This is a genomic window from Pseudomonas sp. NFXW11, from assembly GCF_049887815.1.
In the GTDB taxonomy this organism is placed as follows: Bacteria; Pseudomonadota; Gammaproteobacteria; order Pseudomonadales; family Pseudomonadaceae; genus Aquipseudomonas.
Genome location: NZ_JAGEKI010000022.1, coordinates 23,148 through 44,092, shown reverse-complemented (window position 1 = coordinate 44,092; position 20,945 = coordinate 23,148). Strand labels below are relative to the sequence as shown.

Here is a 20,945-nt window from a genome sequence, read left to right as displayed (position 1 = left end):
ACCCAACATCACCGCGAAGAAACCTCGACATTCGGCTCATGGATGACCTTTGAACGAAAGCGCTTACCCGGCGCACCTCGAGTTTCTGCGCACGCTTTAGCAAAGAAGAGAGTTAATCCGAATATGCCCACCCGCTCGAAGATCATCTACACCTTCACCGACGAAGCCCCGGCCCTCGCCACCTATTCCCTGCTGCCTATCGTAGAAGCCTTCACCGCTTCGGCTGATATCGCCATGGAAACCCGTGACATCTCTCTGGCCGGCCGCATCCTGGCCAGCTTCCCCGAGCAGTTGGGCGCCAAAGCGGTGCCGGACCACCTCGCCGAACTGGGCGAGCTGGCGGTCACCCCGGAAGCCAACATCATCAAGCTGCCGAACATCAGCGCCTCGGTACCGCAGCTGCAAGCCGCGATCAAAGAACTGCAAGCTCAGGGCTACGCCCTGCCGGACTACCCGGAAAACCCCAGCAGCGATGCCGAGAAGGACGTCAAAGCGCGTTACGACAAGGTCAAGGGCAGCGCCGTGAACCCGGTCCTGCGTGAAGGCAACTCCGACCGCCGCGCCCCGCTGTCGGTGAAAAACTACGCGCGCAAGCACCCGCACAAGATGGGCGCCTGGGCCAAGGACTCCAAGTCCCACGTTGCCCACATGAGCAACGGCGACTTCTACGGCAGCGAGAAAGCTGCGCTGATCGACGCCGCTGACAGCGTCAAGATCGAGTTGATCGCCCAGGACGGCACTGCCACCGTGCTGAAGGCCAAGACCGCCGTGCAAGCCGGCGAGATCCTCGATTGCGCAGTCATGAGCAAGAAGGCCCTGCGCGCCTTTATCGCCGCCGAGATCGACAGCGCCAAGCAGCAAGGCGTGCTGCTGTCGGTGCACCTCAAGGCCACCATGATGAAGGTTTCCGACCCGATCATGTTCGGCCAGATCGTTGCCGAGTTCTATCAGGATGCCCTGGCCAAGCACGCCAGCGTGCTGGAGCAAATCGGCTTCAACCTGAACAACGGTATCGGCGACCTGTACGCCCGCATCAAGGCCCTGCCAGCCGAGCAGCAAGCGGCCATCGAAGCTGACATCCAGGCGGTCTACGCTGCTCGCCCAGCCCTGGCCATGGTCAACTCCGACAAGGGCATCACCAATCTGCATGTGCCGAGCGATGTGATCGTCGACGCCTCGATGCCGGCCATGATCCGTGACTCCGGCAAGATGTGGGGCACCGACGGCCAGCTGCACGACACCAAGGCGGTGATCCCGGACCGTTGCTACGCCACCATCTACCAGGCAGTGATCGAAGACTGCAAAGCCAACGGCGCCTTCGACCCAACCACCATGGGCAGCGTGCCGAACGTGGGCCTGATGGCGAAGAAAGCCGAAGAGTATGGCTCCCACGACAAGACCTTCGAAATCAAGGCTGACGGCGTGGTTCGCGTCACCGACGGCAAAGGCGCCCTGCTGCTGGAGCAGCAAGTCGAAGCCGGCGACATCTTCCGCATGTGCCAGACCAAAGACGCGCCGATCCAGGACTGGGTCAAGCTGGCGGTCAACCGTGCCCGCGCCAGCAGCACCCCGGCGATCTTCTGGCTGGACCCGATGCGCGCCCACGACGGCGTGATGATCGAGAAGGTCCAGGCCTACCTGAAGGATCACGACACCAGCGACCTGGACATCCGCATCATGTCCCCGGTCGAAGCCATGAAGTTCACCCTGGCCCGCACTCGCGACGGCAAGGACACCATCTCGGTGACCGGCAACGTGCTGCGCGACTACCTGACCGACCTGTTCCCGATCATGGAGCTGGGCACCAGCGCCAAGATGCTGTCGATCGTACCGCTGATGAACGGCGGTGGCCTGTTCGAAACCGGCGCCGGCGGTTCGGCTCCGAAGCACGTGCAACAGCTGTTGGAAGAGAACTTCCTGCGCTGGGATTCCCTGGGTGAGTTCCTGGCCCTGGCCGCCTCCCTGGAGCACCTGGGCAACACCTACGCCAATGCCAAGGCCCTGGTGCTGGCCAAGACCCTGGACCAGGCCACCGGCCAGTTCCTGGACAACAACAAGTCGCCATCGCGCAAAGTCGGCAATATCGACAACCGCGGCAGCCACTTCTACCTGGCGCTGTACTGGGCCCAGGCCCTGGCCGCACAGACCGAGGACAGCGCCCTGCAAGCGCAGTTCGCGCCTCTGGCCAAGACCCTGACCGAGAACGAGGCGACCATCGTTGCCGAGCTCAACGCAGTCCAGGGCAAGCCTGTGGACATTGGCGACTACTACAGCGCCAACCCCGAGCTGGTGAGCCAGGCCATGCGCCCGAGCGCCACCCTCAACGCGGCCATCGCCGCGCTGGTGTAAGCTCAAGCCACCCCACAAGCCCCGGCCCCGTGCCGGGGTTTGTGTTTCTGCCCTTCCTTATAAAGGAGCCTGTTGATGGAATGGCAACCCCATATCACCGTCGCCACCATTGTCGAAGACCAGGGTCGCTTCCTGTTCGTCGAGGAGTACTCCGGCGAACAGCAGGTGCTCAACCAGCCCGCCGGGCACCTGGATGCCGATGAAAGCCTGCTGCAAGCCGCCGTCCGCGAAACCCTGGAGGAAACCGGCTGGGACGTGGAGCTGACCGGCGTGGTCGGCATCTACCTGTACACCGCCCCCAGCAATGGCGTGACCTACCAGCGCGTGTGCTTTGCCGCCAAACCGTTGCGCCATCATCCGGATTATCAACTGGACGACGGCATCATCGGCCCACGTTGGCTGACCCGCGAGCAACTGCTCGAGCAACGGGCCAACTGGCGCAGCGAGCTGATCCTGCAGTGCCTGGACGACTACCTGGACGGCCAGTTGCACAGCCTGGCGCTGATCCGCCCGTCGCTTTAACCGCAGTTTTCGCCTTGCAGGCCGCAGCCTGTTAGAATCGCGTCCTTTTTCAAGACACCCGTTGAATTCCTATGCGTGATCCAGCCCCTTCTGACATTCAAAAGAAGCGCGTCATTGTCGGCATGTCCGGCGGCGTGGATTCTTCCGTTTCCGCCCTCCTGCTGATGGAGCAGGGTTACCAGGTGGAAGGCCTGTTCATGAAGAACTGGGAGGAAGACGACGGCACCGAATACTGCACCGCCATGGATGACCTGGCCGACGCCCAGGCCGTGTGCGACAAGCTCGGCATCAAGCTGCACACCGCCAACTTCGCCGCCGAGTACTGGGACAATGTGTTCGAGCACTTCCTGGCCGAATACAAGGCCGGGCGCACGCCGAACCCGGACATCCTGTGCAACCGTGAAATCAAGTTCAAGGCGTTCCTCGACTACGCCATGATGCTCGGCGCCGACCTGATCGCCACCGGCCACTATGTGCGCCGCCGCGATATCGACGGGCGCACCGAGCTGCTCAAGGGCCTGGACCCGAACAAGGACCAGAGCTACTTCCTGCACGCGGTGGGTGGCGAGCAGATCGCCAAGACCCTGTTCCCGGTGGGCGAGCTGGAAAAACCCGAAGTACGCGCGATTGCCGAGAAGCACGACCTGGCCACGGCGAAGAAGAAAGACTCCACCGGCATCTGCTTTATCGGCGAACGACGCTTCAGCGACTTCCTCAAGCAATACCTGCCGGCCCAGCCCGGCGAGATCAAGACCACCGAAGGCGAAGTCATCGGCCGCCACCACGGCCTGATGTACCACACCATCGGCCAGCGCCAGGGCCTGGGCATCGGCGGCCTGAAAGACGCCGGCGAAGAGCCGTGGTACGTGCTGATCAAGGACCTGGAACACAACGAGCTGATCGTTGGCCAGGGCAACGATCACCCCTGGCTGTTCTCCCGCGCCCTGCTGGCCTCCGACATCTATTGGGTCAACCCCATCGACCTCAGCCAGCCACGGCGCCTGACCGCCAAGGTGCGCTACCGCCAGAGCGACCAGCCCTGCACCCTGGAGCAGACCGCCAGCGGCTACCGCGCCACCTTCGACGACCCGCAACGAGCGGTGACGCCCGGGCAGTCCGTGGTGTTCTACGACGGTGAAATCTGCCTCGGTGGCGGGGTGATCGAAGTGGCCGAACCCTGGACCAGCAAGGACCTACGTCCATGAGCCCGATCCAGGAGCAACTGACGGCGCTGGGCGGCGTGTTTCTCGCGGCAGTGCTGGTGGACCGGATCGCCAAGACCGGCCAGGTCAGCGAGGCCGCCCTGAGCTGCATGCTCGGCAGCCTGCTGATTCGTGACCCCAAGGACACCCTGGAGGTCTATGGCGGTGACGACATCAACCTGCGCGAAGGCTACCGCGCGCTGATCGGCGCCCTGGAACGCGACCCCAGCACCCTGCAGCGCGAACCCCTGCGCTACGCCCTGTCGATGCTGGGCCTGGAGCGTCAGCTGGCCAAGCGCGACGACCTGCTGGAAACCATCGGCAAGCGCCTGCCGCAGATCCAGTCCCAGGTCGAGCATTTCGGCCCGGCCCACGAGAACGTGATTGCCGCGTGCGGCGGGCTTTACCAGGACACCCTGAGCACCCTGCGCCAGCGCATCCAGGTGCACGGCGATATGCGCAACCTGCAGCAGCCGAGCAATGCCTCGAAGATCCGCGCCCTGCTGCTGGCCGGCATCCGCTCCGCGCGCCTGTGGCGCCAGCTCGGCGGCCACCGCTGGCAATTGGTGATCAGCCGGCGCAAATTGCTCAAAGAACTCTATCCATTGATGCGCAGCACCTGAGCTGCGCTCGCCCCAAACGCTTTTTTAAAGAGCTGCGCGTAAGACGCCGGTCAGTTGGCAACGGACCGGCGGATATTTTCATGTATGATACGCGCCCCATTTCGTTGCCCGACTGTCCGAGAACACCCCATGCAGCTCTCTTCGCTCACTGCGGTTTCCCCTGTTGACGGCCGCTACGCCGGCAAAACCCAGGCCCTGCGCCCCATTTTCAGCGAATACGGCCTGATCCGTGCTCGCGTCCTCGTTGAAGTGCGCTGGCTCCAGCGCTTGGCCGCCCATAGCGCCATCAGCGAAGTGCCGGCGTTTTCCGCCGAAGCCAATGCGGTGCTCAATGCCCTGGCAGAGAACTTCTCCCTGGAGCACGCCGAGCGCGTCAAAGAGATCGAGCGCACCACCAACCACGACGTCAAGGCCATCGAGTACCTGCTCAAGGAACAAGCCGCCAAGCTGCCTGAGCTGGCCAACGTCAGTGAGTTCATCCACTTCGCCTGCACCAGCGAGGACATCAACAACCTGTCCCACGCCCTGATGCTGCGCGAAGGCCGTGATGAGGTGATGCTGCCGCTGATGCGCCAGACCGCCAACGCCATCCGCGAACTGGCGATCCGCTTCGCCGAAGTGCCGATGCTGTCGCGCACCCACGGCCAGCCGGCGTCGCCGACCACCCTGGGCAAGGAACTGGCCAACGTGGTTTACCGCCTGGAGCGCCAGATCGCTCAGGTGGCCGCCGTGCCGCTGCTGGGCAAGATCAACGGCGCCGTGGGCAACTACAACGCCCACCTCTCGGCCTACCCGGACATCGACTGGGAAGCCAACGCCCGCGCCTTTATCGAAGACGAGCTGGGCCTGGCCTTCAACCCCTACACCACGCAGATCGAGCCGCACGACTACATCGCCGAGCTGTTCGACGCCATCGCCCGCTTCAACACCATCCTGATCGACTTCGATCGCGATATCTGGGGCTACATCTCCCTGGGCTATTTCAAGCAGCGCACCATCGCCGGCGAAATCGGCTCCTCGACCATGCCGCATAAGGTCAACCCGATCGACTTCGAAAACTCCGAAGGCAACCTGGGCATCGCTAACGCGCTGTTCCAGCACCTGGCGAGCAAACTGCCGATCTCCCGCTGGCAGCGCGACCTGACCGACTCCACCGTGCTGCGCAACCTGGGCGTGGGTTTTGCCCACAGCGTGATCGCCTACGAGGCCAGCCTCAAGGGCATCAGCAAGCTGGAGCTCAACGCCGAGAAAATCGCTGCCGACCTGGACGCCTGCTGGGAAGTCCTGGCCGAGCCGATCCAGACCGTGATGCGCCGCTACAACATCGAGAACCCCTACGAGAAGCTCAAGGAGCTGACTCGCGGCAAGGGCATCAGCCCGCAAGCGCTGCAGACTTTCATCGACGGGCTGGACATGCCCGCCGCCGCCAAGGCCGAGCTCAAACAGCTCACCCCGGCCAGCTATATCGGTAATGCCGCAGCCCAGGCCAAGCGCATCTGACCTGCCGCTCGACCTGTTGACGCCCGGCCGCGCCGGGCGTTTTTATTCATGCTCGAAAAGTACAATTTTTCAATAGGTTACACATGAATCCTGATACTCCTCTGCAACTTCTGGGCGGCCTTACTGCACGGGAATTCCTGCGCGACTACTGGCAGAAGAAACCCCTGCTGGTGCGCCAGGCCATGCCAGACTTCGAAAGCCCGATCGACGCCGACGAACTGGCCGGCCTGGCCCTGGAAGAAGAAGTCGAATCGCGCCTGGTGATCGAGAACGGCGAGCGCCCCTGGGAGCTGCGTCGCGGCCCGTTTGCCGAGGACGAGTTCAGCAAGCTGCCGGAGCGCGACTGGACCCTCTTGGTGCAGGCCGTCGACCAGTTCGTGCCAGAAGTCGCCGAGCTGCTGGAGCATTTCCGCTTCCTGCCCAGCTGGCGCATCGACGATGTGATGATCAGCTTCGCCGCACCTGGCGGCAATGTCGGCCCGCACTTCGACAACTACGACGTGTTCCTGCTTCAGGGCCACGGCAAGCGCAACTGGAAGATCGGCCAGATGTGCGACGCCGAGAGCCCGCTGCTGCAACACGCGGACCTGCGCATTCTCGCCGAGTTCGAAGAAACCGAGAGCTGGGTGCTGGAGCCCGGTGACATGCTCTACCTGCCACCGCGCCTGGCCCATTACGGCATTGCGGTGAACGACTGCATGACCTACTCGGTCGGCTTCCGCGCGCCAAGCGCAGCTGAAGTGCTGACCCACTTCACCGACTTCCTCAGCCAGTTCCTGCCGGACGAAGAGCGCTACACCGACGCCGACGTGCAGCCGGCCAGCGACCCGCACCAGATCCAGCAAGACGCCCTGGACCGCCTCAAGGGCCTGCTGGCCGAGCACATGAGCGACGAGCGCCTACTGCTGACCTGGTTCGGCCAGTTCATGACCGAGCCGCGTTACCCGGAACTGGTGGTAGGCCCTGAACTGGAAGAAGACGACCTGCTGGGCAGCCTGGAACAGGGCGCGATCCTGATCCGCAACCCGAGTGCGCGCCTGGCCTGGTCGGAAGTGGACGAAGACCTGCTGCTGTTCGCCAGCGGCCAGAGCCGCCTGCTTCCCGGTAAACTGCGTGAGCTGCTGAAAATGATTTGCGCCGCCGATGCCCTGCATATCGACAACCTCGGCCCCTGGCTGGCGGATGACGATGGGCGCGGCCTGTTGTGTGAACTGGTCAAGCAAGGGAGCCTGGGATTTGCCGATGAATAAGATTCGCGTAGAGGTCGCAGACTGGCACAAGGACAACGCCGAGATCCGGCGCATTCGTGAAGCGGTATTCATTGCCGAGCAAGCGGTGCCGCCGGAGCTCGAGTGGGACGCCGAAGACGACGGCGCCGTGCACTTCCTGGCGTTCGAGGGCGACTTCCCCATCGGCACCGCGCGCCTGCTGCCCGACGGTCATATCGGCCGGGTCTCGGTGCTCAAGGACTGGCGCGGCCTCAAGGTCGGCGATGCGCTGATGCGCGCCGTCATCGACGAAGCGCAAAAGCGCGGCCTCAAGCAGCAGATGCTCAGCGCGCAAGTCCAGGCCACACCGTTCTACGAGCGCCTGGGCTTTGCCATCGTCAGCGAGGAGTTCCTCGAAGCAGGCATTCCTCACGTGGACATGGTTCGCGGCGCCTGATCCCTAGCCGCTTCAGCCAAACGCCCCGCCATCCCTCCCCTGTCAACTCGGCAGGGGATCAGGATGCCGGGGCGTTTTGCCGCGCGGGATTCAACTTGCCCCACGCCAAGCCGACAAAGTGTCAAACTCAAGGCCTTACGCCAGCCATTCGCGGAGATAACGGATATGTCCCTACGCACCCTGCTCACCACCCTGCTGCTGGGCCTCAGCTGCTCGGTGATGGCCGCTACCGAGATCGTGCCGCTGAACAACCGCACCAGCGCCGACCTGCTGCCCGTGGCGCAGAACTTTCTCGGCAAGGACGGCAAGGTCAGCGCCTACGGCAACCAGCTGATCGTCAACGCCGAACCGGGCAGGATCGCCGAACTGCGGGCCTTTATCGCCCAGCTCGACACCGCGGCCAAGCGCCTGCTGATCACCGTCGACACCAACGAAAACAACTTCCAGGACAACCAGGGCTACTCGGTCAACGGCGCGCCGCAAACCCGGATCATCAATCGCAGCACTGAGAGCCGCGACGGCGGCATCCAGCAAGTGCAGGCCAGCGAAGGTGTGCCGGCGCTGATCCAGGTGGGCCAGAGCGTGCCCCTGACCAGCACCCAGACCGATCCCTACGGACGCCTGCAGAACCAGACCCAATACCGCAATGTCACCCAGGGCTTCTATGTCACCGCCAGCCTCACCGGCGAGACCGTGCACCTGAGCATTAGTACCAATCGTGACCGCATGAGCCAGGAACGTCCCGATGTAGTGAACGTGCAAAGCACCGACACAACCGTCAGCGGACGCCTCGGCGAGTGGATCACCCTGGCCGGGGTCAATCGCCAGACTCAGGCCGACAAGCAGGGCCTGGGCCGCAGCTATTCGACTCAAGGACGGGATGACATGACCTTGCGGGTCAAGGTCGACGCCCTGGACTAAAGCACCAAAAACTGACTGATTAGTCGTATTAGACCAAAGATGTAGTGCCATAAAAAAAGCACTACAAAACATTTGACGAGCAAAAAAACCGCGGGCATGATGGCCTCGCTCCCGCTAATCAGGGGCCCTGGCAAGGGCCTTCGGATCGTCGCTCTAACCTACCCACCTGAGCCGATTCGTGTCTGTACCGCCCACAAGGTGTGTTTGACGAGATTGCGACTGGAACGAAGTTGTCCCGAGGGACGGAAGCGTAATTAGGTAGATCGGCAACACACTGATGGAACGTACTAAGGCCCACGACGCCCGAATGCGCCCTGCAGCTGGCCTTCACCTGCTCACTTTCTCCCCCGAGCCCATCGTTCACCCGTCGCTATCACCGCCGAACCCGACTTGACCACCTAGGCTTCTGGTCAGCGAGCAGCCTCCCGCGCCTCTTTTCAACCGGCGCAGGCGGCGGAGCAGGAATTTTCCACCCAAGACCTATGCGACGAGGTTTATCTCCATGGCACTGACACGCGAACAGCAAATTGCAGCCCTTGAAAAAGACTGGGCGGAAAACCCGCGCTGGAAAGGCGTGACTCGCACTTACTCCGCTGCCGACGTGGTCCGTCTGCGTGGCTCGGTTCAACCCGAGCACACCCTGGCACGCATGGGCGCCGAGAAGCTCTGGAACCTGGTCACCCAAGGCGCCAAGCCGTCCTTCCGCCCTGAGAAAGATTTCGTCAACTGCATGGGCGCCCTGACCGGCGGCCAGGCTGTACAGCAGGTCAAGGCCGGTATCCAGGCTATTTACCTGTCGGGCTGGCAAGTGGCCGCGGACAACAACTCCGCCGAATCCATGTACCCCGACCAATCGCTGTACCCGGTGGACTCGGTGCCAACCGTGGTCAAGCGCATCAACAACTCGTTCCGCCGCGCCGACCAGATCCAGTGGAAAGCCGGCAAGAACCCGGGCGACGACGGCTACATCGACTACTTCGCGCCTATCGTGGCTGACGCCGAAGCCGGTTTCGGCGGCGTACTGAACGCCTACGAGCTGATGAAGAGCATGATCGAAGCAGGCGCCGCCGGCGTTCACTTCGAAGACCAGCTGGCTTCCGTGAAGAAGTGCGGCCACATGGGCGGCAAGGTACTGGTACCCACCCAGGAAGCCGTGCAGAAACTCACCGCTGCCCGTCTGGCGGCCGACGTTGCCGGCGTACCGACCATCATCCTGGCCCGTACCGACGCCAACGCCGCCGACCTGCTGACCTCCGACTGCGACCCGTACGACCAACCGTTCGTGACCGGCACCCGCACCCAGGAAGGCTTCTACAAAGTTAAAGCCGGCCTGGACCAGGCGATTGCCCGCGGCCTGGCCTACGCGCCTTACGCCGACCTGATCTGGTGCGAAACCGCCAAGCCGGACCTGGACGAAGCCCGTCGCTTCGCCGAAGCGATCAAGAAGGAATACCCGGACCAGATCCTCTCGTACAACTGCTCGCCTTCCTTCAACTGGAAGAAGAACCTGGACGACGCGACCATCGCCAAGTTCCAGCGTGAGCTGTCCGCCATGGGCTACAAGCACCAGTTCATCACCCTGGCCGGCATCCACAACATGTGGCACAGCATGTTCAACCTGGCGCACGACTACGCCCGCAACGACATGACCGCCTACGTGAAACTGCAAGAGCAAGAGTTCGCTGACGCCGCAAAAGGCTACACCTTCGTGGCGCACCAGCAGGAAGTGGGCACCGGCTACTTCGACGACATGACCACCGTGATCCAGGGTGGTTCGTCCTCGGTAACCGCCCTGACCGGCTCCACCGAAGAAGAGCAGTTCCATTGATTCCAGGCCCCAGGCCTTGATCGAGCGGCCAATGCAGACCCGGTAAAAACAACTGCATTGCTGTAAAACTGACGCCCCGACTGGTTCGGGGCGTTTTTTTTGCCCGCCTATCTGCAGATAGCCGGCTTGCCGGGGAAGCGCACGCCCCTGCCTCACCGGCAAAATTCGCCGGCCAGCCGGTTTCCAGCAGAAAGCTGGCGAAACATTGATCCAGAGCGGTGTTGCCACTGGCAAAACGAGTTAAAAGGTGCGCCCCTGCTACTTGCAGTAACAGGGATATAACAAGCAACTTTCCCACGCCCCGAAGGAAAGTAGATTAAAGCCACCTCTAAACAATATTGATTATCATTTAGCTGTTGTAACTTTCGTTGCAACGGTGACAAAACATAATTAACAAAACCGCCCCTAATGCCCGCAGGCCGCGGCTTACGGGGCTACAGAGGTGCGCTATGTCCTTATTACGATAAACAATTTCGCTTTAGAAATTTTACTTGCCCGGTGTTTAGCCATAAAATCAGCGCGATTGATTGCGCTGCGACATATCGTCACTGCTTTATTTCTTTATCAAGCTCAGAGACTCTTGCTCTCTGTTAAGGATTACCAGCATGCCCGAAGCGACAGGACTCATGGCCCACAACTGGGGCTTTGCCATTTTCCTTCTGGGTGTCGTCGGCCTTTGCGCCTTCATGCTCGGCGTCTCCAGCCTCCTCGGGTCAAAAGCCTGGGGCCGCAGCAAAAACGAACCGTTCGAGTCCGGCATGCTACCTACAGGTGGCGCCCGCTTGCGGCTCTCAGCCAAATTCTATCTGGTCGCGATGCTCTTCGTGATCTTCGATATCGAAGCCCTCTTTCTCTTTGCCTGGTCTGTGTCCGTCCGCGAAAGCGGCTGGACCGGATTTGTCGAAGCTCTCGTTTTCATAGCAATTCTGTTGGCAGGTCTTGTCTACCTTTGGCGAGTGGGGGCTCTTGACTGGGCTCCGGAAGGTCGTCGTAAGCGGCAGGCGAAGCTAAAACAATGAGGCTTTGGCAATGCAATACAATCTCACCAGGATCGACCCGGATGCACCTAACGATCAGTACCCGATCGGCCAACGGGAAACCGTTTCCGATCCGTTAGAGGATCAGGTTCACAAAAACATCTTCATGGGCAAGCTGGAAGACGTGCTGAGCGGCGCGGTCAACTGGGGTCGCAAGAACTCCCTGTGGCCGTACAACTTCGGCCTGTCCTGCTGCTACGTGGAAATGACCACCGCCTTCACGGCGCCCCACGACATCGCGCGCTTCGGCGCCGAGGTGATCCGGGCATCGCCGCGTCAGGCGGACTTCATGGTTATCGCCGGCACCTGCTTCATCAAGATGGCGCCGATCATCCAGCGTCTCTATGAGCAAATGCTCGAGCCCAAGTGGGTTATCTCCATGGGTTCGTGCGCCAACTCCGGCGGCATGTACGACATCTACTCCGTAGTTCAGGGGGTGGACAAGTTCCTGCCCGTGGACGTCTACGTACCTGGCTGCCCGCCCCGCCCTGAAGCATTCCTGCAAGGCCTGATGCTGCTGCAGGAATCCATTGGCCAGGAGCGTCGCCCACTTTCCTGGGTCGTCGGTGATCAAGGCGTGTACCGCGCCGAAATGCCGTCGCAAAAGGAGCAGCGCCGCGAACAGCGCATTCAGGTCACCAACCTGCGCAGCCCTGACGAAGTCTGATCCAGCTCTGTTCTTGAACAAGAAACGACACTGGCTTCACTCTTTACGTTGACCCAAAGCGATAAAAAACCATGACTACAGGCAGTGCTCTGTACATCCCGCCTTACAAGGCTGACGACCAGGATGTGGTCGTCGAACTAACTAACCGTTTTGGCCCTGAGGCGTTCACCGCCCAGGCCACCCGCACCGGCATGCCGGTGCTCTGGGTTACCCGCTCCAAACTCGTTGAAGTCCTGACCTTCCTGCGCAACCTGCCCAAGCCGTACGTCATGCTCTATGACCTGCATGGCGTGGACGAGCGCCTGCGCACCAAGCGCCAGGGCCTGCCGAGTGCCGACTTCAGCGTCTTCTATCACCTGCTGTCGATCGAACGTAACAGCGACGTGATGATCAAGGTGGCCCTGTCCGAAGGCGACCTCAACCTGCCGTCCGTGACCAGCATCTGGCCCAACGCCAACTGGTACGAGCGTGAAGTCTGGGACATGTTCGGCATCGACTTCGCCGGCCACCCTCACCTGTCGCGCATCATGATGCCGCCGACCTGGGAAGGTCACCCGCTGCGCAAGGACTTCCCGGCCCGCGCCACCGAGTTCGATCCGTTCAGCCTGAACCTGGCCAAGCAGCAACTGGAAGAGGAAGCCGCGCGCTTCCGTCCGGAAGACTGGGGCATGAAGCGTTCCGGCGCCAACGAGGACTACATGTTCCTCAACCTGGGCCCGAACCACCCTTCGGCCCACGGTGCCTTCCGCATCATCCTGCAGCTGGACGGCGAAGAGATCGTCGACTGCGTACCAGACATCGGCTACCACCACCGTGGCGCCGAGAAGATGGCCGAGCGCCAGTCCTGGCACAGCTTCATCCCCTACACCGACCGTATCGACTACCTCGGCGGGGTGATGAACAACCTGCCGTACGTGCTGTCGGTGGAGAAGCTGGCCGGGATCAAGGTGCCGGAGAAGGTCGACACCATCCGCATCATGCTGGCCGAGTTCTTCCGCATCACCAGCCACCTGCTGTTCCTGGGTACCTACATCCAGGACGTGGGCGCCATGACCCCGGTGTTCTTCACCTTCACCGACCGTCAGCGCGCCTACAAGGTCATCGAGGCCATCACCGGCTTCCGCCTGCACCCGGCCTGGTACCGCATCGGCGGTGTGGCCCACGACCTGCCGCGCGGCTGGGACAAGCTGGTCAAGGAATTCGTCGACTGGCTGCCCAAGCGCCTCGACGAGTACACCAAGGCCGCCCTGCAGAACAGCATCCTCAAGGGTCGGACCATCGGCGTTGCCGCCTACAACACCAAGGAAGCCCTGGAATGGGGCACCACCGGTGCCGGCCTGCGCTCCACCGGTTGCGATTTCGACCTGCGCAAGGCGCGCCCGTACTCCGGCTACGAGAACTTCGAGTTCGAAGTACCGCTGGCCCACAACGGCGATGCCTATGACCGCTGCATGGTCCGCGTCGAGGAGATGCGCCAGAGTATCCGCATCATCGACCAGTGCCTGCGCAACATGCCGGAAGGCCCGTACAAGGCGGATCACCCGCTGACCACGCCGCCGCCGAAAGAGCGCACCCTGCAGCACATCGAAACCTTGATCACGCACTTCCTGCAGGTTTCGTGGGGCCCGGTGATGCCGGCCAACGAATCCTTCCAGATGATCGAAGCGACCAAGGGCATCAACAGTTATTACCTGACGAGCGATGGCGGCACCATGAGCTACCGCACCCGGATCCGTACCCCAAGCTTCGCCCACCTGCAGCAGATCCCTTCGGTGATCAAAGGCAGCATGGTCGCGGACTTGATCGCGTACCTGGGTAGTATCGACTTCGTTATGGCCGACGTGGACCGCTAAGCATGAACAGCACGCTTATCCAGACAGACCGTTTCGCCCTCAGCGAAACCGAGCGCTCGGCCATCGAGCACGAGATGCATCACTACGAAGACCCGCGCGCGGCGTCCATCGAAGCCCTGAAGATCGTCCAGAAGGAACGAGGCTGGGTGCCGGACGGCGCGGTCTACGCCATCGGAGAGATCCTCGGCATTCCCGCCAGCGACGTGGAAGGCGTGGCGACGTTCTACAGCCAGATCTTCCGCCAGCCAGTGGGCCGCCACATCATCCGCGTCTGCGACAGCATGGTCTGCTACATCGGCGGCCATGAGTCGGTGGTCGGCCAGATCCAGAGCGAGTTGGGCATCGGCCTCGGCCAGACCACCGCCGACGGCCGCTTCACCCTGCTGCCGGTGTGCTGCCTGGGCAACTGCGACAAGGCCCCGGCGCTGATGATCGATGACGACACTTTCGGCGACGTGCAGCCTGCTGGCGTGGCCAAACTGTTGGAGGGCTACGTATGACCCTGACCTCTTTCGGTCCTGCAAACCGCATCGCGCGCAGCGCAGAAACCCACCCCCTGACCTGGCGCCTGCGTGACGACGGCGAGCCGGTGTGGCTTGACGAGTACCAGGCCAAGAACGGCTACGCGGCGGCCCGCAAGGCCTTCGCCGACTTGTCCCAGGACGACATCGTACAAACCGTCAAGGATGCCGGCCTCAAGGGTCGCGGCGGTGCGGGCTTCCCCACCGGCGTGAAGTGGGGCCTGATGCCCAAAGACGAATCCATGAACATCCGCTACCTGCTGTGCAACGCGGATGAAATGGAACCCAACACCTGGAAGGACCGCATGCTGATGGAGCAACTGCCCCATCTGCTGATCGAAGGCATGCTGATCAGTGCCCGTGCACTGAAAACCTACCGCGGCTACATCTTCCTGCGGGGCGAGTACACCACCGCCGCCAAGCACCTGCGGCGCGCCGTGGAAGAAGCCAAGGCCGCCGGCCTTCTGGGCAAGAACATCCTGGGCAGCGGTTTTGATTTCGAGCTGTTCGTGCACACCGGTGCCGGGCGCTACATCTGCGGTGAAGAAACCGCACTGATCAACTCCCTGGAAGGCCGCCGCGCCAACCCGCGCTCCAAGCCGCCCTTCCCTGCCGCCGTCGGCGTGTGGGGCAAGCCAACCTGCGTGAACAACGTCGAAACCCTGTGCAACGTGCCGGCGATCATCGGCGACGGCGTGGAGTGGTACAAATCCCTGGCCCGCGAAGGCAGCGAAGACCACGGCACCAAGCTGATGGGCTTCTCCGGCAAGGTGAAGAACCCTGGCCTGTGGGAGCTGCCATTTGGCGTGACCGCCCGCGAGCTGTTCGAGGATTACGCCGGCGGCATGCGCGACGGCTACAAGCTCAAGTGCTGGCAGCCAGGCGGCGCCGGTACCGGCTTCCTGCTGCCCGAGCACCTGGACGCCCAGATGTACGCCGGCGGCATCGCCAAAGTGGGCACCCGCATGGGTACCGGCCTGGCCATGGCGGTGGACGACAGCATCAACATGGTGTCGCTGCTGCGCAACATGGAGCAGTTCTTCGCCCGCGAATCCTGCGGTTTCTGCACCCCGTGCCGCGATGGCTTGCCCTGGAGCGTCAAGCTGCTGATGGCCATCGAGAAGGGCGAAGGCCAGCCAGGCGACATCGAGACCCTGCTGGGTCTGGTGGGTTTCCTCGGCCCAGGCAAGACCTTCTGTGCTCACGCACCGGGTGCCGTGGAGCCTTTGGGCAGTGCCATCAAGTATTTCCGTCCAGAGTTCGAAGCCGGCATCGCGCCCACCAGCGCCGCCGTCCCGCCTCTGGCCCGACCGATAGTAGTCGGCGCGTAACGCTTAAATGAGAGCGCAGGGTCCGTGCCCTGTGCTCGACGTGCGATGACGCCGTGAACGGCTGTGTTGATTCGCACGCATAACAAGATTCCATTAGCCACGCCCGCTGACACCGGGCCAACGAAGAACTTTGAACCATGGCCACTATCCACGTAGACGGCAAAGCGCTCGAAGTCGATGGGGCGGACAACCTGTTACAGGCTTGTCTGTCACTAGGCCTCGACATCCCGTATTTCTGCTGGCACCCCGCTCTAGGTAGCGTCGGTGCCTGTCGCCAGTGCGCGGTCAAGCAGTACACCGACGAGAACGACACCCGTGGTCGCATCGTCATGTCCTGCATGACCCCAGCCACCGACAACACCTGGATCTCCATCGACGATGAAGAATCCAAGGCGTTCCGCGCCAGTGTCGTCGAGTGGCTGATGACCAACCACCCGCACGACTGCCCGGTGTGCGAGGAAGGCGGTCACTGCCACCTGCAAGACATGACAGTGATGACCGGCCACAACGAGCGCCGCTATCGCTTCACCAAGCGCACCCACCAGAACCAGGACCTCGGCCCGTTCATTTCCCACGAGATGAACCGCTGCATCGCCTGCTACCGCTGCGTGCGTTTCTACAAGGACTACGCCGGCGGCACCGACCTGGGTGTCTATGGCGCCCACGACAACGTGTACTTCGGTCGCGTTGAAGACGGCGTGCTGGAAAGCGAGTTCTCCGGCAACCTCACCGAGGTCTGCCCGACCGGTGTATTCACCGACAAGACCCACTCCGAGCGCTACAACCGCAAGTGGGACATGCAGTTCTCGCCGAGCATCTGCCATGGCTGCTCCAGCGGTTGCAACATCTCCCCGGGCGAACGCTACGGCGAACTGCGGCGCATCGAGAACCGCTACAACGGTTCGGTGAACCAGTACTTCCTCTGCGACCGTGGCCGCTTCGGCTATGGCTACGTCAACCGCAAGGACCGTCCGCGCCAGCCACGCCTGGCAGACGGCACCCAGCTGAACCTGGACCAGGCCCTGGACCAAGCAGCCGACCTGCTGCGCGGTCGCAACATCGTCGGTATCGGTTCGCCCCGCGCCAGCCTGGAAAGCAACTACGCGCTGCTGGAGCTGGTGGGTGCCGAGCACTTCTACAGCGGTATCGAAGCCTCCGAGCTAGAGCGCATTCGCCTGGTGATGCAGGTGCTGAACGACAGCCCGCTGCCGGTTCCGAACATGCGTGAAATCGAAGACCACGACGCCGTGTTCGTGTTGGGCGAAGACCTGACCCAGACCGCCGCGCGCATGGCCCTGGCCCTGCGTCAGTCGGTCAAGGGCAAGGCCGAGGACATGGCCGATGCGATGCGCGTCCAGCCTTGGCTCGACGCTGCGGTGAAGAACATCGGCCAGCACGCGCTGAACCCGCTGTTCATTGCCAGCCTGACCGACACCAAGCTCGACGACGTTGCCGAAGAGTGTGTACACGCCGCTCCCGACGACCTGGCGCGCATCGGTTTCGCCGTGGCCCACGCCATAGACCCAAGCGCCCCTGCCGTGGAAGGCCTGGACAGCGAAGCCCTGGAACTGGCCAAGCGCATCGCCGATGCCCTGCTGGCCGCCAAGCGCCCGCTGATCATTTCCGGTACTTCCCTGGGCTCCAAGGCACTGATCGAAGCCGCGGCCAACATTGCCAAGGCCCTGAAACTGCGGGACAAGGCCGGCTCCATCAGCCTGGTGGTGCCAGAGGCCAACAGCCTGGGCCTGACCATGCTCGGTGGCGAATCCCTGGATGCCGCCCTGCAAGCAGTGATCGACGGCCGTGCCGACGCCATCGTGGTGCTGGAAAACGACCTCTACACCCGCACCGACGCCGCCAAGGTGGATGCCGCGCTGAACGCAGCGAAAGTGGTGATCGTTGCCGACCACCAACAGACCGCCACCGTTGAACGCGCGCACCTGGTGCTGTCGGCGGCCAGCTTCGCCGAAGGCGACGGTACCCTGGTCAGCCAGGAAGGTCGCGCCCAGCGCTTCTTCCAGGTCTTCGATCCGACCTACCTCGACGCCAGCATCATGGTTCACGAAGGCTGGCGCTGGCTGCATGCGCTGCGCAGCACCCTGCTGAACAAGCCGGTGGACTGGACCCAACTGGACCACGTCACCGCTGCCTGCGCCGCCAGCACCGCACAGCTGGCCAGCATCGTCGATGCCGCGCCTTCCGCCGCGTTCCGCATCAAGGGCATGAAACTGGCCCGCGAACCGCTGCGCTACAGCGGCCGTACCGCCATGCGCGCCAACCAGAGCGTGCACGAACCGCGTACTCCGCAAGACCCGGATACCGCCTTCGCCTATTCCATGGAAGGTTACTCAGGCTCGGCCGAGCCGCGTTCGCAAGTGCCATTCGCCTGGTCCCCGGGCTGGAACTCGCCACAAGCCTGGAACAAGTTCCAGGACGAAGTCGGTGGCCACCTGCGTGCCGGCGACCCGGGCGCTCGCCTGATCGAAACCCAGGGCGACCGCCTGAGCTGGTTCGCCAGCGTGCCGCGGGCCTTCTCCCCGGCCCAGGGCACCTGGCAGGCAGTGCCGTTCTACCACCTGTTCGGCAGCGAGGAAAACTCCTCGAAAGCCGCTCCGGTGCAGGAACGCATTCCAGCCGCCTACGTGGCCCTGGCCAAGTCCGAAGCCGATCGCCTGGGGGTCAACGATGGCGCCCTGCTGGCGGTGACCCTGGCTGGCCAGACCCTGCGCCTGCCGCTGCGCGTCACCGAAGAGCTGGGTGCCGGCCTGGTGGGCTTGCCTGCCGGCCTGGCGGGGATTCCTCCGGCATTCTTTGGCAAATCCGTTGACGGTCTGCAGGAGGCGGCGCAATGAGTTGGTTTACCCCTGAAGTGATCGACGTGATCCTCACGGTCCTCAAGGCCGTGGTGATCCTGCTGGCGGTGGTCATCGCCGGCGCGCTGCTGAGCTTCGTCGAACGTCGCCTGCTGGGCTGGTGGCAGGACCGTTACGGTCCGAACCGCGTTGGCCCGTTCGGCATGTTCCAGATTGCCGCCGACATGCTGAAGATGTTCTTCAAGGAAGACTGGACCCCACCATTCGCCGACAAGGTGATCTTCACCCTGGCGCCAGTGGTGGCCATGAGCGCCTTGCTGATCGCCTTCGCGATCATCCCGATCACCCCGACCTGGGGCGTGGCGGACCTGAACATCGGCCTGCTGTTCTTCTTCGCCATGGCCGGCCTGTCGGTCTACGCGGTGCTGTTCGCCGGCTGGTCGAGTAACAACAAGTTCGCCCTGCTGGGCAGCTTGCGGGCCTCGGCCCAGACCGTGTCCTACGAAGTGTTCATGGGCCTGGCGCTGATGGGCATCGTGGCCCAGGTCGGTTCGTTCAACATGCGCGACATCGTCGAGTACCAGGCGCAGAACCTGTGGTTCATCATTCCGCAGTTCTTCGGCTTCTGTACCTTCTTCATCGCTGGCGTGGCCGTGACTCACCGTCACCCCTTCGACCAGCCGGAAGCGGAACAGGAACTGGCCGACGGTTACCACATTGAATACGCCGGTATGAAATGGGGCATGTTCTTCGTAGGCGAGTACATCGGCATCATCCTGATCTCGGCACTGCTGGTCACCCTGTTCTTCGGTGGCTGGCACGGTCCGTTCGGCATCCTGCCGCAACTGTCCTTCGTCTGGTTCGCCCTGAAGACCGCGTTCTTCATCATGCTGTTCATCCTGCTGCGCGCCTCTATCCCGCGCCCGCGCTATGACCAAGTGATGGACTTCAGCTGGAAATTCTGCCTGCCGCTGACCCTGATCAATTTGCTGGTGACCGCTGCGGTTGTGTTGTTGAACACGCCTGCGGGCGCGGTTCAGTGAGGATTTGACCCATGTTCAAATATATTGGCGACATCGTTAAGGGTACTGGTACCCAGTTGCGCAGCCTGGTGATGGTGTTCGGCCATGGCTTTCGCAAGCGCGACACCCTGCAATACCCGGAAGAGCAGGTGTACCTGCCACCCCGCTACCGTGGCCGCATCGTGCTGACTCGCGACCCCGACGGCGAAGAGCGTTGCGTAGCCTGCAACCTGTGCGCCGTAGCCTGCCCTGTGGGTTGCATCTCGCTGCAGAAAGCTGAAACCGAAGACGGTCGCTGGTACCCGGACTTCTTCCGCATCAACTTCTCGCGCTGCATTTTCTGCGGTCTCTGCGAGGAAGCCTGTCCGACCACCGCGATCCAGCTGACACCGGATTTCGAGATGGCCGAGTTCAAACGTCAGGACCTGGTTTACGAGAAAGAAGATCTGCTGATCTCCGGTCCCGGAAAGAACCCTGATTACAACTTCTATCGTGTTGCAGGTATGGCCATTGCCGGTAAGCCAAAAGGCTCCGCGCAGAACGAGGCCGAGCCGATCAACGTGAAGAGCTTGCTGCCTTAAGGAAGAACGATGGAATTCGCTTTCTATTTCGCATCAGGTGTTGCCGTTGTTTCCACGCTGCGCGTGGTCACCAACACCAACCCTGTGCACGCCCTGCTCTACCTGATCATTTCGTTGATCGCCGTGGCCATGACCTTCTTCAGCCTCGGCGCGCCGTTCGCCGGTGCCCTGGAAGTGATCGCCTATGCCGGCGCCATCATGGTGCTGTTCGTGTTCGTGGTGATGATGCTCAACCTCGGCCCGGCCGCGGCTCAGCAAGAGCGCATCTGGCTCACGCCCGGCATCTGGATCGGCCCAGTGATCCTCGCCGCGCTGCTGTTGGCTGAACTGCTGTACGTACTGTTCAGCCACCAGAGCGGTGCCGGCATCGGTCAAACCACCGTTGGCGCCAAGGCCGTGGGCATCAGCCTGTTCGGCCCGTACCTGCTGGTGGTCGAACTCGCCTCGATGCTGCTGCTTGCCGCAGCCGTCACGGCGTTCCACTTGGGCCGCAACGAGGCGAAGGAGTAA

The 20,945-nt window shown here is 62.5% G+C and carries 18 protein-coding genes; all 18 read left to right on the top strand.

Features of this window, described 5'->3' with window-relative positions:
* The first annotated feature begins 123 nt into the window (after positions 1 to 123).
* The 18 genes from J4P02_RS26660 to nuoJ all read left to right on the top strand — a co-directional run bounded on the left by J4P02_RS26660 (position 124) and on the right by nuoJ (position 20,945).
* Complete coding sequence (locus J4P02_RS26660) at positions 124 to 2,349, top strand: NADP-dependent isocitrate dehydrogenase (RefSeq protein ID WP_426195982.1); 2,226 nt, start codon at positions 124 to 126, stop codon at positions 2,347 to 2,349.
* A gap of 75 nt (positions 2,350 to 2,424) precedes the next feature.
* Entirely contained in the window at positions 2,425 to 2,871 is a 447-nt protein-coding gene (locus tag J4P02_RS26655; protein ID WP_426195980.1) for an NUDIX hydrolase, read from the top strand.
* A 71-nt stretch (positions 2,872 to 2,942) separates the two neighbouring features.
* Complete coding sequence (gene mnmA, locus J4P02_RS26650; protein WP_426195978.1) at positions 2,943 to 4,076, top strand: tRNA 2-thiouridine(34) synthase MnmA; 1,134 nt, start codon at positions 2,943 to 2,945, stop codon at positions 4,074 to 4,076.
* Positions 4,073 to 4,696 carry a high frequency lysogenization protein HflD gene (gene hflD / locus J4P02_RS26645; protein WP_426195976.1) on the top strand — a complete coding sequence of 208 codons (624 nt, stop codon included), beginning with the start codon at positions 4,073 to 4,075 and terminating at the stop codon, positions 4,694 to 4,696. The genes mnmA and hflD overlap by 4 nt, the downstream gene beginning before the upstream one ends.
* A 129-nt stretch (positions 4,697 to 4,825) precedes the next feature.
* Positions 4,826 to 6,196 (top strand): adenylosuccinate lyase, encoded by a 1,371-nt coding sequence (gene purB, locus J4P02_RS26640; protein ID WP_426195973.1) that lies wholly within the window; start codon positions 4,826 to 4,828, stop codon positions 6,194 to 6,196.
* 83 nt (positions 6,197 to 6,279) lie between these two features.
* On the top strand, positions 6,280 to 7,446 hold the full coding sequence (locus tag J4P02_RS26635) for a JmjC domain-containing protein (RefSeq protein ID WP_426195971.1): 1,167 nt from the start codon (positions 6,280 to 6,282) through the stop codon (positions 7,444 to 7,446).
* Entirely contained in the window at positions 7,439 to 7,861 is a 423-nt protein-coding gene (locus J4P02_RS26630; protein ID WP_426195969.1) for a GNAT family N-acetyltransferase, read from the top strand. Before J4P02_RS26635 ends, J4P02_RS26630 begins: the two co-directional genes overlap by 8 nt.
* 165 nt (positions 7,862 to 8,026) lie before the next feature.
* Entirely contained in the window at positions 8,027 to 8,782 is a 756-nt protein-coding gene (locus tag J4P02_RS26625) for a secretin N-terminal domain-containing protein (protein WP_426195967.1), read from the top strand.
* A 502-nt stretch (positions 8,783 to 9,284) separates the two neighbouring features.
* On the top strand, positions 9,285 to 10,610 hold the full coding sequence (gene aceA, locus J4P02_RS26620; protein WP_025126589.1) for an isocitrate lyase: 1,326 nt from the start codon (positions 9,285 to 9,287) through the stop codon (positions 10,608 to 10,610).
* 605 nt (positions 10,611 to 11,215) lie between these two features.
* Entirely contained in the window at positions 11,216 to 11,629 is a 414-nt protein-coding gene (locus tag J4P02_RS26615) for an NADH-quinone oxidoreductase subunit A (RefSeq protein WP_011062185.1), read from the top strand.
* Positions 11,630 to 11,639: 10 nt separating this feature from the next.
* Positions 11,640 to 12,314 (top strand): NuoB/complex I 20 kDa subunit family protein, encoded by a 675-nt coding sequence (locus J4P02_RS26610; protein ID WP_426195964.1) that lies wholly within the window; start codon positions 11,640 to 11,642, stop codon positions 12,312 to 12,314.
* Positions 12,315 to 12,385: 71 nt separating this feature from the next.
* A complete protein-coding gene (gene nuoC / locus J4P02_RS26605) occupies positions 12,386 to 14,167 on the top strand; it encodes an NADH-quinone oxidoreductase subunit C/D (protein ID WP_426195962.1) in 1,782 nt (593 codons plus the stop codon).
* A gap of 2 nt (positions 14,168 to 14,169) precedes the next feature.
* Entirely contained in the window at positions 14,170 to 14,667 is a 498-nt protein-coding gene (nuoE, locus tag J4P02_RS26600) for an NADH-quinone oxidoreductase subunit NuoE (protein WP_426195960.1), read from the top strand.
* Positions 14,664 to 16,019: an NADH-quinone oxidoreductase subunit NuoF gene (gene nuoF, locus J4P02_RS26595; protein ID WP_426195958.1), complete on the top strand. Its 1,356-nt coding sequence runs from the start codon at positions 14,664 to 14,666 to the stop codon at positions 16,017 to 16,019. Before nuoE ends, nuoF begins: the two co-directional genes overlap by 4 nt.
* A 137-nt stretch (positions 16,020 to 16,156) precedes the next feature.
* Positions 16,157 to 18,871 (top strand): NADH-quinone oxidoreductase subunit NuoG, encoded by a 2,715-nt coding sequence (gene nuoG / locus J4P02_RS26590; RefSeq protein WP_426195956.1) that lies wholly within the window; start codon positions 16,157 to 16,159, stop codon positions 18,869 to 18,871.
* Positions 18,868 to 19,875, top strand: a complete 1,008-nt coding sequence (gene nuoH / locus J4P02_RS26585; RefSeq protein WP_426195954.1) for an NADH-quinone oxidoreductase subunit NuoH — start codon at positions 18,868 to 18,870, stop codon at positions 19,873 to 19,875. Before nuoG ends, nuoH begins: the two co-directional genes overlap by 4 nt.
* A gap of 11 nt (positions 19,876 to 19,886) precedes the next feature.
* Positions 19,887 to 20,435 carry an NADH-quinone oxidoreductase subunit NuoI gene (gene nuoI / locus J4P02_RS26580; RefSeq protein WP_221610035.1) on the top strand — a complete coding sequence of 183 codons (549 nt, stop codon included), beginning with the start codon at positions 19,887 to 19,889 and terminating at the stop codon, positions 20,433 to 20,435.
* A gap of 9 nt (positions 20,436 to 20,444) precedes the next feature.
* Positions 20,445 to 20,945 carry an NADH-quinone oxidoreductase subunit J gene (nuoJ, locus tag J4P02_RS26575; protein ID WP_233322023.1) on the top strand — a complete coding sequence of 167 codons (501 nt, stop codon included), beginning with the start codon at positions 20,445 to 20,447 and terminating at the stop codon, positions 20,943 to 20,945.

Excerpts from the sequence above, each read along its gene's own strand:
- nuoG (WP_426195956.1), top strand. The coding sequence starts at position 16,157 with ATGGCCACTATCCACGTAGACGGCAAAGCGCTCGAAGTCGATGGGGCG.
- aceA (WP_025126589.1), top strand. The coding sequence starts at position 9,285 with ATGGCACTGACACGCGAACAGCAAATTGCAGCCCTTGAAAAAGACTGG.
- hflD (WP_426195976.1), top strand. The coding sequence starts at position 4,073 with ATGAGCCCGATCCAGGAGCAACTGACGGCGCTGGGCGGCGTGTTTCTC.
- J4P02_RS26635 (WP_426195971.1), top strand. The coding sequence starts at position 6,280 with ATGAATCCTGATACTCCTCTGCAACTTCTGGGCGGCCTTACTGCACGG.
- nuoH (WP_426195954.1), top strand. The coding sequence starts at position 18,868 with ATGAGTTGGTTTACCCCTGAAGTGATCGACGTGATCCTCACGGTCCTC.
- nuoF (WP_426195958.1), top strand. The coding sequence starts at position 14,664 with ATGACCCTGACCTCTTTCGGTCCTGCAAACCGCATCGCGCGCAGCGCA.
- nuoE (WP_426195960.1), top strand. The coding sequence starts at position 14,170 with ATGAACAGCACGCTTATCCAGACAGACCGTTTCGCCCTCAGCGAAACC.
- J4P02_RS26610 (WP_426195964.1), top strand. The coding sequence starts at position 11,640 with ATGCAATACAATCTCACCAGGATCGACCCGGATGCACCTAACGATCAG.
- J4P02_RS26615 (WP_011062185.1), top strand. The coding sequence starts at position 11,216 with ATGCCCGAAGCGACAGGACTCATGGCCCACAACTGGGGCTTTGCCATT.
- J4P02_RS26630 (WP_426195969.1), top strand. The coding sequence starts at position 7,439 with ATGAATAAGATTCGCGTAGAGGTCGCAGACTGGCACAAGGACAACGCC.
- nuoJ (WP_233322023.1), top strand. The coding sequence starts at position 20,445 with ATGGAATTCGCTTTCTATTTCGCATCAGGTGTTGCCGTTGTTTCCACG.
- nuoI (WP_221610035.1), top strand. The coding sequence starts at position 19,887 with ATGTTCAAATATATTGGCGACATCGTTAAGGGTACTGGTACCCAGTTG.
- J4P02_RS26655 (WP_426195980.1), top strand. The coding sequence starts at position 2,425 with ATGGAATGGCAACCCCATATCACCGTCGCCACCATTGTCGAAGACCAG.
- purB (WP_426195973.1), top strand. The coding sequence starts at position 4,826 with ATGCAGCTCTCTTCGCTCACTGCGGTTTCCCCTGTTGACGGCCGCTAC.
- nuoC (WP_426195962.1), top strand. The coding sequence starts at position 12,386 with ATGACTACAGGCAGTGCTCTGTACATCCCGCCTTACAAGGCTGACGAC.
- J4P02_RS26625 (WP_426195967.1), top strand. The coding sequence starts at position 8,027 with ATGTCCCTACGCACCCTGCTCACCACCCTGCTGCTGGGCCTCAGCTGC.
- mnmA (WP_426195978.1), top strand. The coding sequence starts at position 2,943 with ATGCGTGATCCAGCCCCTTCTGACATTCAAAAGAAGCGCGTCATTGTC.
- J4P02_RS26660 (WP_426195982.1), top strand. The coding sequence starts at position 124 with ATGCCCACCCGCTCGAAGATCATCTACACCTTCACCGACGAAGCCCCG.